Below are 17,234 nucleotides of genomic sequence, written 5' to 3'. Positions count from 1 at the left end.
ATGGGTTGGTATCGAGGCTAGACGCGCGCGACTCAGCGAAGCGTGAGCAGGGTCATGCCGGTTTCTTCGACGATGCGCGCCGCGTCTGCGTGAGTTGAGTCGCTATCGAACGAATCTGTGCCCAGACCAGTTCGGCCACCGGCGACAGCGAGCGGTGGCGTCGACGAATCAGGGTGATCGCGCGGCTGGCGATTGGCGTCAGCGGACGAACCACCAACTGCTCGGACGTGGGTAGCGAAAGCTGCGGAGCAATGCTGATACCGAGCCCGGCTTCGACCATTCGGAAAGCGGTATGCGTATGCCCGGTCTGCTGCACGACATTGGCCTCGATGCCGTGCATGGTCAGCTGCTGGTCGATCAGTCGCCGGCTGCCCGATGTGTGATCGAGCAGAATCAGTGGTTCGCCATGCAGTTTCCCCCACGGCAGGGTGGCAAGCCTGGCGAACGGGTGTGTGCGATGGCAGATCAGCACGAACGGATCGTGCAGGATCGTTTCGCATTCGAAGCTCTCACGCTCGGCCGGTTCGATCGCAAGGCCAAAATCCACTTCGCCGCCGCGCACGCTGTCCAGCACCATCACCTGTGCCTGATCGTGCAGTTGAACCGTCAGTTCGGGATAGTCGCGCGCGCAGACGGCGATGCACTGCGGCATCAGTCCGGCCGAAAGCGTCGGGACGGCGGCAACGTGCACCTTGCCGTGACGCCGCTCGCTTTCGGAGTGGACGTGGGCCAATACCCCATCCAGTTCTTCGAGCACCCGTTCCAGTGCTAGCTGCAGATAGCGCCCCGCTTCGGTCAACACCACTTCGCGCGTGTTGCGGTCGAACAGGCGTACGTCGAGTTCGCTTTCCAGATCGGTGATCTGACGGCTGATCGCTGGCTGGGTCAGATGTAGGCTTTCGGCTGCGCGGCGAAAGTGCCGCAGTTTGGCGACAGCCAGAAAAGCGCGCAGCTGGCGCAGACTGATATTCATACCAAAAGAGTATCAAAAGATCAGATAAAACGATTTGATTTATCAATCTCGTCGCGTTGCAATAGCCGCCTGGACTCTTCAGGTCACCTGCCCCATGGCACTCACTCGTTTTCTCCCTGATCGCTTTACCTGCGCGCTGGTGGGCACGGTACTGCTGGCCAGCGTGTTGCCTTGCCAGGGCGAGACAGCCAGCGTATTCAACCTGTTGACCGATGCAGCGATCGCACTGCTGTTCTTTTTGCACGGCGCCAAGCTGTCGCGTGCGGCGGTCGTTGCCGGCATGACGCACTGGCGCCTGCATCTGATCGTACTGGGCAGTACCTTCGTGATGTTTCCGCTGCTTGGACTGCTGCTGAAGCCGGTGCTGTCTTGGTTGGTGACGCCGGATCTCTATCTCGGTGTGCTGTTTCTTTGCACGCTGCCATCGACGGTACAGTCATCGATTGCGTTCACCTCGATTGCGCGCGGCAACATCCCGTCCGCGATTTGCGCGGCCTCGGCATCGAGCCTGTTGGGTATTTTTATCACGCCCTTGCTGGTCGGTTTGATGATGGAGTCGCACGGGCAGGGTGGCATGTCGTGGGATGCGATCGGCAAGATCGTGCTGCAGCTGCTGGTACCGTTCGTGGCTGGACAGGTGGCGCAGCGCTGGATTGGTCAATGGGTCGAGCGCAACCGCGGCCTGCTCAGCTACGTCGACCAGGGTTCGATCCTGCTGGTGGTCTATACGGCTTTCAGTGCGGCCGTGTTGCAGGGTCTGTGGAAACAGATGCCGCTGCCGGTGCTGGGCGGCCTGCTGGTGGTCAATGCGATTCTGCTGGCGGTGGCGCTGATCGTTACGCGCTACGGTTCGCGCGCGCTCGGCTTCGGCACTGCGGACGAGATCACCATCGTGTTCTGCGGTTCCAAGAAAAGTCTGGCCAGCGGTGTGCCGATGGCCAAGGTGCTGTTTGCCGGGCATCCGCTGGGCGCGATCGTTCTGCCGATCATGTTGTTCCATCAGATCCAGCTGATGACCTGTGCGGTACTGGCGCGGCGCTATGCACAGGCGCAGGAAAAACGCGCGGAGCTTGCCGATGGACTGGCTGCGGGACCATTGAAAGGCTAGGCTGCCACGAATGATCTGAAAGGGCGTGGCTGCGATGGATACACCGAACTGGATTCCCGAACCTTCCAGTGGCATCGAGATCCGCACGGTGATGGCCAATGGCCAGCAGTTCGAAGTGGCGATGGCGGGTCAGGGCCCCCCATCTCGCCCTGTGCTTGCATGGATTTCCCGAGTTCAACTATTCATGGCGCGCGCAAATCCCGCTGCTGGTTCGGCTCGGTTATCGCGTGTGGGCGCCGAATCTTCGCGGTTATGGGCAGTCGTCGAGACCACGGGGCGTGGCTGCCTATGCTCTGCCCGAGCTGCTGGCCGATGTGGCTGGACTGATCGATGCGGCACAAGCCACTGACACGGTACTCATTGGTCACGACTGGGGCGGCGCCTTGGCCTGGGCTTTCGCGATCCGACGTCAGCGTCCACTGGCGCGATTGGTGGTGATGAATGCACCACACCCGGCCATATTCGCGCGAGAGCTGAAAACCTGGAGTCAGCGTCGACGCAGTTGGTACATCTACTTTTTCCAATTGCCGTGGTTGCCTGAAGTCTTGCTGGCGGCCAACGGCGCGCGCCGTATCCGTGGCGCCTTCCGCAGCAAGGTCCGTGATTCCAGCCGACTTTCCAGGCAGGATTTGCAGGTGTATGCGACTCATGCACTGCAGCCCGGAGCGCTGACCGCGATGATCAACTGGTACCGCGCCGCATTTCGCCAGCTCATTGCCGGTGGTCACGGCAAGGGCAAGACTTTACCGCGCATCGACGTGCCTACCTTGCTGATCTGGGGCGAGCAGGACCTCGCACTTGGCATCGGCAATACGCATGGACTCGACGCTTATATCGATCAGCTCACCCTGAAACGTTTGCCGGGCGTATCGCACTGGGTGCAGCAAGATGCTCCCGAACAAGTGAATGCCTTGCTCGAAACATGGCTGGAAACGCACCCCGCCTAGAAATCCGCCGGGTTAGGGCGATAACTCATTGGATTTCCGCCGCTAGTGGCGGAAATGGCGCATGCCGGTGAACACCATGGCCATGTCGTGCTCATCGGCGGCGGCGATCACCTCGCTGTCGCGCATCGAACCGCCGGGTTGGATCACCGCGCGGATGCCAGCTTCGGCGGCCGCATCGATACCGTCGCGAAACGGGAAAAAAGCGTCGGAAGCCATCACCGAGCCACGCACTTCCAGCTTCTCGTCGGCCGCCTTGATGCCAGCAATACGCGCGCTGTAGATGCGGCTCATCTGACCCGCGCCGATGCCGATTGTCTGGCGGTCGTGTGCATAAACGATGGCATTGCTCTTGACGAACTTGGCCACTTTCCAGGCAAAGATCAGGTCGTGTATTTCAGCTTCGGTCGGCGCGCGGCGCGTGACGATTTTCAGATCGTCCGCACCGATCATGCCCAGATCGGCGGTTTGTATCAGCAGGCCCGAACCAACGCGCTTGGAGTGGTTGCCCGGATGGGCTTCGGATAGTCCACCGTCCGCCGGCAGCGGAATGATCAGCACGCGCACGTTGGCTTTCTTGCCGAATACTTTCAGCGCGTCTTTCGCGTAGGCGGGAGCCAGCACCACCTCGACGAACTGGCGATCGACAATCGCACGCGCCGTATCGGCATCCACCTCGCGATTGAATGCGATGATGCCGCCGAAGGCCGAGGTCGGATCGGTCTGGTAGGCCAGGTCGTACGCGCGGCCGATACCGTCCAGACTGACTGCCACACCGCAGGGGTTGGCGTGCTTGACGATGACGCAGGCTGGCTTGGTGAAGCTGCGCACGCACTCCCACGCGGCGTCGGCATCGGCGATGTTGTTGAACGACAACTCCTTGCCCTGCACCTGCTGGAACGTCGCCAACGTGCCCGGCGCCGGATACAGATCGCGATAGAACGCCGCCTGCTGATGCGGGTTTTCGCCATAGCGAAGATCCATCAGCTTCACGAAGCGACTGTTGACCTGAGCGGGGAACGCCTCATGTCCGGTGATGGATTGTTGCGTATCGTCGAGCTGCAGCGCCGACAGATAATCGCTGATCGCGCCGTCGTAATTGGCGACGTTGTTGAACGCGGCAACAGCGAGCTTGAAGCGCGTCGCGCGGGTCAGGCCGCCGTGCGCCTCGATCTCGGCGATCGCTTCGGCGTACTGATCAGGCGAGGTGAGCACGCTGACATCGTTCCAGTTTTTTGCCGCGGAACGAAGCATCGCCGGGCCGCCAATGTCGATGTTCTCGATGGCCTGTTCCAGCGTGCAACCGGGCTTGGCCACGGTGGCTTCGAACGGATACAGATTCAGTACCAGCAAGTCGATCGGCGCGATGTCGAGTTCAGCCATTACCGCATCGTCGGTACCACGACGGCCGAGCAGGCCACCGTGCACTTTCGGATGCAGTGTCTTCACGCGGCCGTCCATAATTTCGGGGAAGCCGGTGATATCGCTGACGTCGATCACCGCGATGCCTGCGTCGCGCAAGGCTTTGGCGCTGCCGCCGGTGGAAAGTAGTTCGACGCCATGGGCAACCAGTCGCTGACCCAGTTCGATCAGGCCGGTCTTGTCCGACACGCTGAGCAGGGCGCGGCGAATGGGCACGAGGGAGGGCGCGGACATGAGGCGTTTCCAAGCAGGGAAAGCTGCTTAGTATAGCCGCCGAGTCGGGGTTGCAGTTTCGGCGTGATCGACGATCAGGCGGTGAAAAGCGTGAGCGGCTTACAGCAAGCCGTGTGTGGCCAGCTTCTTGCGCAGCGTGGCGCGGTTGATGCCCAACGCGCAGGCAGCGCGGCTCTGGTTGCCATCATGGAACGCCAGCACTTCGCGCAGCAGTGGGATCTCAACCTCGCGCAGCACCAAGGCGTGCAGACCTTCAGCGCATTCGGTATCGCCGATGTCGGCCAAATAGCGACGCACGGTGCGGCTAACGCACTCACTCAACGCACTGGCGCTTTGGACGCTGCCGCTGTGATTGCCAGTTTCGTGCACGCTAACGCCCTGCGAACCGGTGCCAGGTGACGAGGTCTGTTTTGCGGCCTCGATGGCAGGCAGTCTGACGGCATTCACGGATCGATTCCCTCACGGAGCGACGGCTACGTTGGCCGCTGCATTGATTATCTGTTGGCGTAGTTCGCGGCATGTGTCGAGCATGACTGCCCTTTTTGCGCGAGGGACCGAGTCTACCCGTGCTGGCGAAGAATTTTAAGTGCTATTCGAAACCAAATTCGAAAGCCACCGCCTTGTCACCCGGATCTTCCACTTCGAGCAACAGCGCAGCGCTCGCTCCCGGAGCCAGGCCGCGTTGCAGAATCGTGGTGTCATCGAGATATTCGCGCGGCTGCAACCGGCGCATGGCAATGCGCTGGCCCTGTGCGTCCGACAATGTGACAGTGAGCACGGGAAAGGGTTGCGCGAAGATCGCGTCGTTGCGCACGCTGGCGCTGATCATCAATGCGCCCGCTACGCTGGGATGGGCCTGCACGTTGCTGGCCAACAGGCGTAGCTGCTGTGGAGCGGCGATCAGCGGAAGTTGACAGCCGAGCGTGTCACACATGGTGCGTAGCCAGCCGCCCACCAGCGGATCGCGGATCAGAAAATCGCGCTTGGCCCAGGCCAGCTGTGTGCCGAGCACAAACATCAACAGTAGCCCGGCGATTACCCATGGCCAGTGTCGATCGCCGTTATGGCGTTTGTGTTGCTTGCTCGCATGTCGTTGCGATCGTCGCGATTCCTTGCTGGCTTTCTGGCGGACGAAATGTGGCGCAAAGACGAGCTGGGAAAAATCCTCTGCTTCCGGAACCTTTTCGGGAGTGTCATCTTCGCTAATTACGGCGCTGTCGTTGACCGCAGGAGCCAGCGGTTTGGGTCGGTAGACCACCAGATCGATGCGCGGCGGTTCAAGCGCCTGATCGTTCAGCGGCAGCTCGCGGAAGGGCTCCGGCGGCAACTGTCCGGCAAGCGTGGCAATGCTGTCGAAGCTGGTGCCGCAATGCCCGCAAATCACGTGACCGTGAGCCTGCGCCAGCGTGTGCGCATCGAGCGAAAACACGGACAGGCATTCAGGACATTGGGTATACATGCAGGCTGCTACGAACTGTGTCGCGCGAGTTTAGCAGGTGGCTCGGATCGTCCCGTTACATTGACAAACCCGAATGGTGAAACGCGGCATGGATCACGCGCAGTGGCACGATGCGCCGTGTTCAGACGCGCCGCCGCCCGCTGATGCGCACCCAGTCTTCGCGCGTATCTACCTGCAGCTCATCGAACCACTCCGCGTAACGCTGCAGCAGTTCGTCCTGCTGGCCGGCGAGGATGCCGGAGATCGCGAACGGCGCGCCGGGTTTTGCCAGGGCGGCAAACGTCGGCGCCAGTGCGCCCAGTGGACCGGCGAGAATATTGGCGATGAAGATATCGGCTGAAGCCATGTTTTCCGCACCGGGTTCAAAGACAGCGAGCTTGTTCGCCACGCCGTTGCGCTGCGCGTTGTCGGCCGAGGCGATCAGCGCCTGTGGATCGTTGTCGATGCCGACGGCGCTGGCTGCGCCGAGTTTCAGCGCAGCGATCGCGAGAATGCCTGAGCCGCAGCCGTAGTCGATAACCGTTTTGCCGCCGAGCGACAAACCATCGAGCCACTCCAGGCAAAGCGCGGTGGTCGGATGCGTGCCGCTGCCGAATGCAAGGCCCGGATCGAGCCGCACCACGACCAGATCACTATCTTCCGGCGGCTCGATATTCCAAGGATAGATCCATAGCCGACGGCCGAACGACATCGGCTTGAACTGGTCCATCCACGCGCGCTCCCAGTCCTGATCGGCGACGTCGCGAAACACGACCTGTTCAGGCTCAAGCCACGACAACAGCTCACTCAATGTCTCGATCAGGCCGCGACGATCGGTGCCGGCATCGAACAAGGCGTTGAGCGTAATCGTCGGCCACAGCGGCAGTTCACCGACGCCCGGCTCGAAGATCGCCTGCTCGTCCGGCGTTTCCGCATCGGCATCCTGCAGTGTGATCGACAGCGCGCCAAGTTCGTCCAGAGCTTCTTCTGCGCTGGGTTGTTGCTCGGTACGTACCACGAGGGAGAGTTCTAGCCAGGGCATGTGATATCCATGGATGGTCGACGACATTGCACAGCCGTTGCATCGCCGATCTCCGGCGGCGCAACGAATGTCACGTGCGGAACGATCAGTGATCGGCTGGCGGGTGTCCCTTCTGCTCAGCCATGCGCTTTTCCAGGTAATGGATGTTCTGGCCACCGTGCTGGAAGCCGGCATCCGCCATGATGCGCTGCTGCAGCGGGATATTGCACTTGACGCCTTCGATCACGGTTTCGGCCAGTGCCAGGCGCATGCGTGCGATCGCCGTTTCGCGGTCGGGGCCGTGCACGATCAATTTGCCAATCATCGAGTCGTAGTTCGGTGGAATCTTGTAGCCGTCGTACAGATGCGTGTCGACGCGTACACCGGGCCCGCCCGGTGCCTCGAAACGTTTCACCGTGCCGGGTGACGGCATGAAGGTGTCGGGATCTTCGGCGTTGATGCGGCATTCGATGGCGTGGCCGTGGATCACGACGTCTTCCTGGCGGATCGACAGCTTCTCGCCACCGGCTATCAGCAGTTGTTCGCGTACCAGATCGATGCCGGTGATCAGCTCGGTCACCGGATGCTCGACCTGGATACGGGTGTTCATTTCGATGAAGTAGAACTGGCCGTTCTCGAACAGGAACTCAAACGTGCCGGCACCGCGATAACCGATGCGCAGGCAGGCATCCACGCAGACTTTGCCGATCGCGGCGCGCTGCTCGGGCGTGATGCCGGGTGCGGGCGCTTCCTCGACGACTTTCTGATGGCGGCGCTGCATCGAGCAGTCGCGTTCACCCAGGTGGATCGCGTTGCCCTGGCCGTCGGCCATGACCTGGATCTCCACGTGCCGTGGATTCTCCAGAAACTTTTCCATGTAGACCTGTTCGTTGCCGAACGCAGCCTTCGCTTCGGCCTTGGTCAGCGTGACTGCGTTGCCGAGATGCGCTTCGGTGCGCACCACGCGCATGCCGCGACCGCCGCCGCCGCCGGAAGCCTTGATGATGACGGGGTAACCGATCTCGCGGGCGATACGCAGATTCTCATCGACATCTTCGCCGAGTGGGCCGCCGGAGCCGGGTACGCAGGGCACACCGGCGGCTTTCATCGCGCGAATCGCTTCGACCTTGTCGCCCATCAGGCGAATCACTGCTGCCGGTGGGCCGATGAAGACGAAGCCGGATTGTTCGACCTGTTCGGCGAAATCCGCGCGCTCCGAGAGAAAACCGTAACCGGGGTGGATCGCGCCAGCATCGGTGATCTCCGCTGCCGCGATGATGCGCGGAATATTGAGATAACTGTCGGTCGACGGGCCGGGACCGATGCACACCGACTCGTCGGCGAGGCCGACGTGCTTCAGGTTGCGGTCCACGGTGGAGTGCACCGCCACGGTCTTGATGCCCAGACTATGGCAGGCGCGCAGAATGCGCAGCGCGATTTCGCCGCGATTGGCGATGACAACTTTTTCAAGCTTGGGCATGGTCGATTGCTCAGGCGATCACGAACATCGGCTCGTCGAATTCCACCGGCTGACCGTTTTCGATCAGGATGGCCTTGACAGTGCCGGCCACGTCGGCCTCGATCTGGTTGAACATCTTCATCGCCTCGATGATGCCGAGCGTCTCGCCAGCGGCGACCTGCTGGCCAACCTTGACGAAGGCCGGCGTGCCCGGTGTAGCAGAGGCGTAGAACGTGCCGACCATCGGTGCCTTGACGACATGGCCGGCGGGCAGGGCGTCGGCGGCCGGCGCTTCGGCAACAGCCGCGGCAACGGGTGCTGGCGCAGCAGCTACGGGTGCCGGTGCTGGCACCGTGTGAACCGCAACGGGCGCGGCGTTCTTGGGTACGCGCGACAGCCGGACCACTTCCTCGCCTTCCTTGATTTCGAGCTCGGCGAGATTGGACTCTTCAAGCAGGTCAATCAGCTTCTTGATTTTGCGCAAATCCATCGGATCAGCCTTTTGTCGGTCACGCCAATGCGGGTGGCGGGAGGGGAGGGGTAACGATCAGCCTTATGGCCGAACGTCTTGTTATTGGAAACTTGTTATCAATGCGGGTTTTATTTGGGTACATCCGGCGCACTGGCCGCCGATGCGTGCAAGCGGTTGATGGCTGCTTCCAGCGCCAGCCGATAGCTGTCGCCGCCAAAGCCGCAGATCACACCCACCGCGATATCCGACAGATACGACTGGTGCCTAAACGGCTCGCGTGCGTGCACGTTGGACAGGTGCACTTCGATAAACGGAATCGCCACCGCCATCAGCGCGTCGCGCAGGGCAATGCTGGTATGCGTGAAAGCGGCGGGGTTGAACAGGATCAGCGCGGTGTGGTCATCGCGACCCTGCTGGATGCGCCCGATCAGCTCATGCTCGGCGTTGGACTGAAACCAGGCCAGCTCATGGCCGGCTTCCTGGGCGCGCTCGGCTAGCTGCTGATTGATGTGGGCCAGCGTCTGACTGCCATAAATTTCCGGCTCGCGGGCGCCCAGCAAATTGAGGTTGGGTCCGTGCAGGACCAGAATCTTCGCCACGATGCGCCCAGTTCGCGCCCGGATATCCGGAATGGGTGCAGTCTGCCCGCAGTCGTTGGTATTGTCCAGTTCGCTGTAGATCGACGATGTTTGCCGGAGAAGTGCTAGGTTCCCGTGCGCCAGCGTATGCCGCCTAGGGTTTCAGGGCTGGCTGTCCGGGTCCAGCCATGTTGCCATTTCGTCTGCGGATAGCGCACCGGTGTGTGTGGCCAGCACGCGTCCATCTGGCCCCACAAGCACGCTGTAAGGCAGCACGGTGGTCGTGTCGCCCAATTGCAGCGTCGTGCTGGGCTCGGTGAGGTCACCCAGCAGGATCGGGTAATTCAGCGGATGCGCAGCAACAAAGGCGCGTGTCAGCGAAGGATCATCCATCGCGATGCCGACGACGATAGCGCCACGTTCGCCGAACTTGGCTTGCGCATGGTTCAGTGCAGGCATTTCAGCCAGGCATGGACCACACCAGCTGGCCCAGAAATTCAGCAGCACGCGCTGGCCGTGATAATCGCTCAGCGCGTGGGTCTTGCCGCTGAGGTCAGGCAGGCTGATGGAGGGCAGTGGCCGGCTGACGATGGATGCATCCGGCTCGCGGTGGCGATGCTCGACGTAGCCGCCGAGGCTGGCAGCCAGGACGGCCATGCCGAGAATGAACCAGTTGGTGCGCGTCATCGGCTTACTGAGCCGCCGCTGTCAGCGCCTGATCCACCATCGAGGGCGTCAGCACGGTTGAGAGTTGCTGGCCCGGCCCGTTGTGTTTCGGGAATACCACATACAAAGGTACGCCGGGCGAGTGGTATTCCTGCAGAAACGCGCTGATGGTCGGATTGACGTCAGTCCAGTCGCCTTTCATGTAGATCGCGCCAGTGCGTTTGAGCAGGTCACGGAAAGTCTGCGTATCCAGTACGGTGTGCTCGTTCGCCTTGCAGGTGACGCACCAGTCGGCCGTCATGTCGACGAACACTGGCGTATCGGATGCGCGCAGGGTGGCGAGCTTTTCCGGCGTATAGGCAACCACGCCTTCCTCCGTGGCAACCACGCTCGACGGTGGCGGAACATGCGCCAGCAGATACAGCGGCACGAGGGCAGCTAGCGCCAGCAAGGCAACAAATACCTTGCTCAGTGCCCGCCCGTGGCGGCTGCGTTCGAACCACCACAGCGCCATTGCCAGCAGCACCATCGCTACCAGCACCAGGCCAACCGCATCCGCGCCACGCTGATGCGCCAGCACCCAGACCAGCCATGCGGCGGTGAGATACATCGGGAAGGCCAGCACTTCCTTCAGCGTTTCCATCCAGCGGCCTGGTCGTGGCAGCAAGCGGGCCAGCGCCGGCACAAAACCGATCAGCAGAAACGGCAACGCCAGCCCGACGCCGAGCATCAGGAACACCAGCAGCGCCGACAGCATCGGCGCGGCGAAGGCGTAGGCCAGCGCACTACCCATGAACGGTGCGGTGCACGGGCTAGCTACCACCACCGCCAGCACGCCGGTAAAGAAATCGCCGGCGTGGCCGGAACGCGACGCCAGCGAGGCACCGGTATTGCCCAGCGAGGCGCCGAACTGCACCACGCCCGACATCGATAGTCCGACCGCCAGCATCACGCAGGCCAGCACGCCGACCAGCAGCGGCTGCTGCAGCTGCGAACCCCAGCCCAGCGCGTGGCCGGCCGAACGTAACGCGATGATGCCGAGGCCTAGCGCGGCAAAACTGCACAGCACACCGGCGCTGTAGTACAGCGCATGACGGCGAGCGCTGCCGGTACTTTCGCCACTTTCCAGGATACTTACAGCCTTGATTGACAGTACCGGCAGCACGCACGGCATCAGGTTCAGTACCAGGCCACCGCCCAGCGCCAGCAACAACGCGCTTAGCAGGCTGACCTGCAGCGGCGTACCGGTGATGCCGGCGGGCGGCATTTCCGGAGCCACGGCTGTGCTGTCGGTCGCGTTGCTGCCGCTGGCCAGATCAATCGTCAGCGTGCGGTGCATCATTGGATAGCACAGGCCGCCGTCCTGGCAGCCTTGAAAGCTGGCTTCGAGATCAAGCGAGTGACGGCCGGCGAGATTCCCATCGATCGTCACCGGCAGTTCCAGCTGATCGAAATAGACGGTGACGCTGCCGTACTTCGCATCCTGATGCATAACCCCAGCGGGCCATGCCGGCTTCAGGCTCAGACCTGCCGCATCGCGCAGCTGCAGCGTGGTCTGGTCGCGATAGAGGTAATAGCCCTTGGGCATGGTCCAGCGCAGCAGCAGATGGCCTGGCGAGCTGGCCAGGGCCTCAAAGCGAAACGCTTGTTCGGGAGGCAGGGCGCCCATGCCGGCTGCGCTTGATGACTTGCTGCCCAGCGCATGCAGGGCATCGCCGAGTGAATTAGTGGCTGCTTTGCCATCGCCGGATGTCGCGCCATCGGCTTTCACAGCGCCTGCTGGCACGGGCAGATCGATCTGCTCGGTATGTGGCGGATAGCAGATTTTTGGATCCACTTCGTGACAACCCTGGTACTGCACGCTCAGTGCCAGCCGTGCCGTGCCAGCGGCCAGCGTGTAGGGCACGGTCGCGTCGATGCTGTGGTGATAGATTTCCACGTCACCAAGGTATTCGTCGTGATGCTTTTCGCCATCCGGGAACTGCGGATCGCCCAGCGTGACGCCGGCGCCCGCCTTGAATTTCATGCGGCCGCGGTAGAGGTAGTAATCCTGGGCGAGCGTCCAGTGCAGCTTCAGCACACCAGGCGTGGACGCGTCAGTACTGAGCTTGTAGGCCTCGGTGACCGGCAGCAGGTCCGCCGTGCTTTGCGAAAAGGCCGGTACGGCAGCGAACAGCAGGCCCAGATACAACAGTGCAAAGATCAGCGCACGAACGGGTGCACGGCTGGCAAGCAACGGTCTCATCACGACTCCAGCAATCGGGGCCTGCGGGGGACAGGCGACTCGGCATTATGGCTTAGTACGACCGGCGTGATAGCCGGCAACCCACAGTTCGGGGAGATCAGAAGTGACGCCGTTGGAAAGCCATTGAATGGTTGAATATGGGTCAAACGCACGGCAGCTTGGTGTCTTAAATGGTTATAGGTGGCTATTCGTTCATCGGACCTTGAAAGTTACGTCAAGGTGCCCAATCTGCTGTCGAGTGACCGGTTCGAGACGCTTGCAGTGGGAATCTGCACTGTTAAAATTGGCACTCATTACCAGTGAGTGCTAACAAGTCGCCGATTCGGGTCTTCGAAGCCTCAATTCATCTCACTCGTTCCGTCTCAATAGCCAAGCTGGAGTCATCCATGAGCACACTGCGTCCGTTGCATGATCGCGTCATCGTCAAGCGTCTCGAAGAAGAGCGCGTCTCGGCCGGCGGCATCGTCATCCCTGACAGCGCCACCGAAAAGCCGACCCGCGGCAAGGTCACCGCCGCCGGCACCGGCCTGATCCAGAAGGACGGCAGCGTGCGTCCGATGTCGGTCAAGACTGGCGACACCGTGTTGTTCGGCAAGTACGCCGGCCAGGAAATCAAGATCGACGGCGAAGATCTGGTGTTCCTGAAAGAAGACGACATCGTGGCTGTTATTGAAGGTTGATTGAATGGGGCCTTGTTGGGAGAGCGCGACATCTAGAGCGCGCACCTCAGTCGCCTTTGGCTCCTTTCTGTTGGACTTTCGCAAGCGACAAACCTTTCCTTATTTAATTTTTTTGAGGCAAAAAAATCATGGCAGCTAAAGAAGTCCGTTTTGGCGAAGACGCCCGCGCCCGCATGCTGAAGGGTGTGAACACCCTGGCCAATGCGGTCAAGGTCACCCTCGGTCCCAAGGGCCGCAACGTCGTGCTCGAGAAGAGCTTCGGCGCGCCGACGATCACCAAGGACGGCGTGTCCGTCGCGAAAGAGATCGAGTTGGCCGACAAGTACGAAAACCTCGGTGCGCAGATCGTCAAGGAAGCCGCTTCCAAGACCTCCGACGTCGCCGGTGACGGCACCACCACCGCAACCGTGCTGGCACAGGCGTTCATCCAGGAAGGTCTCAAGGCTGTTGCCGCCGGCATCAACCCGATGGACCTGAAGCGCGGTATCGACAAAGCCGTGATCGCCGCTGTCGGCGAGCTCAAGAAGCTCTCCAACCCGACCGCGAACGACAAGGAAATTGCCCAGGTCGGTACGATCTCGGCCAACTCCGACACCAACATTGGCGACATCATTGCCACCGCGATGAAGAAAGTCGGCAAGGAAGGCGTGATCACGGTTGAAGAAGGTTCGGGCCTCGAGAACGAACTCGACGTCGTCGAGGGCATGCAGTTCGATCGCGGCTACCTGTCGCCGTACTTCATCAACAACCAGGCTTCGCAGCAGGTTGAGCTGGACGACCCGTACATTCTGATCCACGACAAGAAAGTGTCCAACGTCCGCGAACTGCTGCCGGTGCTGGAAGCCGTTGCCAAGGCCGGCAAGCCGCTGCTGATCGTTGCCGAAGAAGTCGAAGGCGAGGCCCTGGCCACGCTGGTCGTCAACACGATCCGCGGCATCGTCAAGGTCGCCGCCGTCAAGGCGCCGGGCTTCGGTGATCGTCGCAAGGCGATCCTGGAAGACATCGCCGTTCTGACCAACGGTCAGGTCGTGTCCGAGGAAGTGGGCCTGTCGCTGGAAAAGACCACGATCGCCGATCTGGGTCGCGCCAAGCGCATCGTCATCACCAAGGAAAACACCACGATCATCGACGGTGCCGGTGAAGCCGAGAAGATTCAGTCGCGCATCGGCCAGATCAAGGCGCAGATCGAAGAGACCTCGTCCGACTATGACCGCGAGAAGCTGCAAGAGCGCGTGGCCAAGCTGGCCGGCGGTGTTGCCGTGATCAAGGTCGGTGCTGGCACCGAGATCGAAATGAAAGAGAAGAAGGCCCGCGTTGAAGACGCCCTGCACGCCACGCGCGCAGCTGTCGAAGAAGGCGTGGTCCCCGGCGGTGGTGTTGCACTGATCCGCGCACTGAAGGCTGTTGAAGGCCTGAAGGGCGACAACCCGGACCAGGACCTGGGCATCGCGATCACCCGTCGTGCGCTGGAATCGCCACTGCGCGCCATCGTTGCCAACGCCGGTGAAGAGCCGTCGGTTGTCGTCCAGCGCGTCAAGGAAGGCAAGGGTAACTTCGGTTACAACGCTGCCACTGGCGAGTACGGCGACATGGTCGAGATGGGCATCCTGGATCCGACCAAGGTGACTCGTTCGGCTCTGCAGCACGCTGCATCGGTTGCCGGTCTGGCGATCACCACCGAGGCGATCGTTGCCGAAGTGCCGAAGAAAGACGACGGCCATGGTCACGGCGGTGGTCAGGGCGGCGGCATGGGCGGCATGGGTGGTATGGACTTCTAAGTCAGTTGTTTTTGCAATCATCCCTGATTGCGAGAATCAAAAAGCGGCCATCCGTGGCCGCACTGCTTACCAAAGCGTTTGCAACAAAGAAAACCCCGCTTCGGCGGGGTTTTCTTTTGGGTGCTTTTGGCATCGTGATTCGGGTTGATCGTCAGGCCAGAGCGCAAACCAACGGCGAGCTGCACTCTTACGTTTAGTGAAACAGCGCCGCGGGAGCCGATGGTGGTGCCGATCCTGTGTCGTCACGCACGATGCCACTGGTTTGGCTCGTATCGACTTTGGGCAGCAGGCCGTCCAGCTTGCCGCTCATGCGCAGTTGCTCGACGCTGGACATCGCCTGATCAATCCGCTGCTCGTCATTGCCTTCTGCCGTCAGCACGGCACCGGGAGCTTTGGTCAGCGCTGCCAGCTGCGGACCGACCAGTGTGGTCAGCGCGAAGTACGGGTCATCATGGATGCCGGCCTGTTCCAGCAGTTTGCCGGGCAGCAGCCATGCAGCCGTTTCCATCGTCGTCGGCTTGCCGAGTAGATTGTGCGGGTCGACCATCAACCACGTACCGGCCTCGCTCAGCATGTCCTGGCCATCGACAAAGCCGGTGGTGCGGTAGCTGTCGGTCAAGCCGGGCAAATGATCGCCGTAGAACAGCACGAGACTCGGGCGATTGCGCTTGGCGAGCCAAGCCACCAGCCGGCCCAGCTCGGCATCGGCGTGGCGCATGTGATAGATGTAATTCTGCAGCTCACGCTTGTCGGTATCGCCGAGGCCGTTGGGCACGGCGATGGCGTCGCGTTCGTCGCCATGCACCGGCTCGACGTCGTAAGGGCCGTGTGCTTCGATGCTGATCGCGAAGACGAATTGCGGCGGTCCGCTGTCCTTCATCTGCGCCATGATCTCGTCGGTCATTGCACTGTCAGCCATGTACTTGCCGTCGATCGCCGCGTTGGCAGGAAACGACGATTGCGACACAAAGCGATTGAAGCCCAGCGCCTTGAAGGCGGTGCTGCGATTCCAGAACGTGGGATCGTTGCCGTGCAGCGCCATGGTGTCGTAGCCGTGGTTGTTGAGCGTGCGCACCAGACTCGGCACCGTCTTGCTGTTCATCTGCAGATACGGAAACTGCAGGTTGTCGAAGTAGCGCAACGACAGTCCGGTCAACATCTCGAACTCGGTCCGGATGGTGCCGCCGCCGAACGTCGGTACATGCAGCGGACCGCTGCTGCCGTGCGCTGCCAGCCGCTTCAGGTTCGGGGTGAACTGGCTCTGCTCATAGCCGCGCATGATGGTTGGATCGAAAAACGATTCGCTTTGAATCACCACGATATCGGGTAGTTCGTGTCCGGCAGGTGGCATTTGCATGTACTGCTTCATGGCCGCAGCTGACTGGTCGATCAGCTGGCTCGCCGCGGCATGGTCTGGCTTCTGCTGTTTGCGGCTGTTCTGCAGCTGAAACATCACCAGCGAGCTGATCATTCCCGAGTGCACGCTGGTGGACGATGCCGACCAGGGTTCCATCCACAGCACCCGGCCGTTATAGATTTTCCCCCATGCCGAGATACCCATCAGCACGGTCACCAGCAGCGCAGTCATCACACTACCGGCCAGCAGCCGTTTGCCGCCGGTGCGACGCGCGAATAGCGGTGGCTCGAAGCGCCACATCGCAACGACCAGCGTCACCGCGAGCAGCAGTCCGAGATACGGCCAAGGACTATGCGGCAGATAGCCAAACAGCAAATGTGCACCGCCTTTGCGCAATTGCCCCACCATCCGGAAGTCGGCAGGCAGCAGCGGTGTGCCAAGGTTTTCCACCTTCAAAGCATTCACCGCATAAAACACGCCCTGCAGCAGAAAGGCCAGCCCGAACGACAACAGGAGTCGGCGTGTAAGCACCAGCAGTACGCCAGCCAACAGCAGGCCTGGCCATGCATTGGCCAGCGGAAAGCGTGGTTGCTGCAAGATTTGCAGCGGCGCTACACCTGGACCACCATCGAGCAGGCTGGTCAGCAGGACGAACGCGAGCACCATGAAAAGCACCAGCGCCGCACGTACCGCAAGCGTGCGCGGTTGAAGAACCGACTGGGGGGAATGCAACGGCATGACAGTCCTGCGCTTGCTGACATGGTTTGGACACGGAAATGTAATCGAGCCCAGATGAACCCAGTGTGGGTGGCGAAAAGGCAAACCTCGCCCGCACATGGCTGTAAAACGTCCAGGTACG

15 protein-coding genes are annotated in these 17,234 nt (G+C 61.4%); 4 read left to right on the top strand and 11 right to left on the bottom strand.

The window, feature by feature from the left end:
- Window positions 1–52: 52 nt before the first annotated feature.
- The gene (locus tag HDE79_RS14000) at window positions 53–973 is read right to left on the bottom strand and encodes a LysR family transcriptional regulator (protein WP_184602604.1); all 921 of its coding nucleotides are present in this window, start codon (window positions 971–973) and stop codon (window positions 53–55) included.
- Between the two features lie 94 nt (window positions 974–1,067).
- Between HDE79_RS14000 and HDE79_RS13995 the strand changes: the two genes are divergently transcribed.
- Both HDE79_RS13995 and HDE79_RS13990 read left to right on the top strand, forming a co-directional pair.
- Window positions 1,068–2,081 (top strand): bile acid:sodium symporter family protein, encoded by a 1,014-nt coding sequence (locus tag HDE79_RS13995; protein WP_184602603.1) that lies wholly within the window; start codon window positions 1,068–1,070, stop codon window positions 2,079–2,081.
- Between the two features lie 98 nt (window positions 2,082–2,179).
- On the top strand, window positions 2,180–3,028 hold the full coding sequence (locus HDE79_RS13990; RefSeq protein ID WP_221440173.1) for an alpha/beta hydrolase: 849 nt from the start codon (window positions 2,180–2,182) through the stop codon (window positions 3,026–3,028).
- Between the two features lie 42 nt (window positions 3,029–3,070).
- Here the strand turns inward: HDE79_RS13990 and purH are convergent, their stop codons facing one another.
- The 9 genes from purH to HDE79_RS13945 form a co-directional block, all read right to left on the bottom strand.
- On the bottom strand, window positions 3,071–4,681 hold the full coding sequence (gene purH / locus HDE79_RS13985; protein ID WP_184602602.1) for a bifunctional phosphoribosylaminoimidazolecarboxamide formyltransferase/IMP cyclohydrolase: 1,611 nt from the start codon (window positions 4,679–4,681) through the stop codon (window positions 3,071–3,073).
- A 99-nt stretch (window positions 4,682–4,780) separates the two neighbouring features.
- Window positions 4,781–5,128: a helix-turn-helix domain-containing protein gene (locus tag HDE79_RS13980; RefSeq protein WP_343205966.1), complete on the bottom strand. Its 348-nt coding sequence runs from the start codon at window positions 5,126–5,128 to the stop codon at window positions 4,781–4,783.
- Between the two features lie 142 nt (window positions 5,129–5,270).
- Complete coding sequence (locus HDE79_RS13975) at window positions 5,271–6,140, bottom strand: zinc-ribbon and DUF3426 domain-containing protein (RefSeq protein ID WP_184602601.1); 870 nt, start codon at window positions 6,138–6,140, stop codon at window positions 5,271–5,273.
- A 121-nt stretch (window positions 6,141–6,261) separates the two neighbouring features.
- Complete coding sequence (prmA, locus tag HDE79_RS13970) at window positions 6,262–7,161, bottom strand: 50S ribosomal protein L11 methyltransferase (protein ID WP_184602600.1); 900 nt, start codon at window positions 7,159–7,161, stop codon at window positions 6,262–6,264.
- 85 nt (window positions 7,162–7,246) lie between these two features.
- Entirely contained in the window at window positions 7,247–8,620 is a 1,374-nt protein-coding gene (gene accC, locus HDE79_RS13965) for an acetyl-CoA carboxylase biotin carboxylase subunit (protein ID WP_184602599.1), read from the bottom strand.
- A 10-nt stretch (window positions 8,621–8,630) separates the two neighbouring features.
- Window positions 8,631–9,089 (bottom strand): acetyl-CoA carboxylase biotin carboxyl carrier protein, encoded by a 459-nt coding sequence (gene accB / locus HDE79_RS13960; protein WP_184602598.1) that lies wholly within the window; start codon window positions 9,087–9,089, stop codon window positions 8,631–8,633.
- Between the two features lie 110 nt (window positions 9,090–9,199).
- A complete protein-coding gene (gene aroQ, locus HDE79_RS13955; protein WP_184602597.1) occupies window positions 9,200–9,670 on the bottom strand; it encodes a type II 3-dehydroquinate dehydratase in 471 nt (156 codons plus the stop codon).
- 141 nt (window positions 9,671–9,811) lie between these two features.
- Entirely contained in the window at window positions 9,812–10,336 is a 525-nt protein-coding gene (locus HDE79_RS13950) for a TlpA disulfide reductase family protein (protein ID WP_184602596.1), read from the bottom strand.
- 4 nt (window positions 10,337–10,340) lie between these two features.
- On the bottom strand, window positions 10,341–12,560 hold the full coding sequence (locus tag HDE79_RS13945) for a protein-disulfide reductase DsbD (RefSeq protein ID WP_184602595.1): 2,220 nt from the start codon (window positions 12,558–12,560) through the stop codon (window positions 10,341–10,343).
- Window positions 12,561–12,946: 386 nt separating this feature from the next.
- Between HDE79_RS13945 and HDE79_RS13940 the strand changes: the two genes are divergently transcribed.
- Both HDE79_RS13940 and groL read left to right on the top strand, forming a co-directional pair.
- Entirely contained in the window at window positions 12,947–13,240 is a 294-nt protein-coding gene (locus HDE79_RS13940; protein WP_184602594.1) for a co-chaperone GroES, read from the top strand.
- 128 nt (window positions 13,241–13,368) lie between these two features.
- Complete coding sequence (gene groL / locus HDE79_RS13935) at window positions 13,369–15,018, top strand: chaperonin GroEL (RefSeq protein WP_184602593.1); 1,650 nt, start codon at window positions 13,369–13,371, stop codon at window positions 15,016–15,018.
- A 193-nt stretch (window positions 15,019–15,211) separates the two neighbouring features.
- Here groL and HDE79_RS13930 read toward each other — a convergent pair whose 3' ends face one another.
- Window positions 15,212–17,113, bottom strand: a complete 1,902-nt coding sequence (locus tag HDE79_RS13930) for an LTA synthase family protein (RefSeq protein ID WP_184602592.1) — start codon at window positions 17,111–17,113, stop codon at window positions 15,212–15,214.
- Between the last annotated feature and the right edge of the window lie 121 nt (window positions 17,114–17,234).

This window comes from Rhodanobacter sp. MP1X3, assembly GCF_014207165.1.
Lineage (GTDB): Bacteria > Pseudomonadota > Gammaproteobacteria > Xanthomonadales > Rhodanobacteraceae > Rhodanobacter.
The sequence above is the reverse complement of the archived record's forward strand: the minus strand, read 5'-3'. Positions and strand labels throughout refer to the sequence as shown.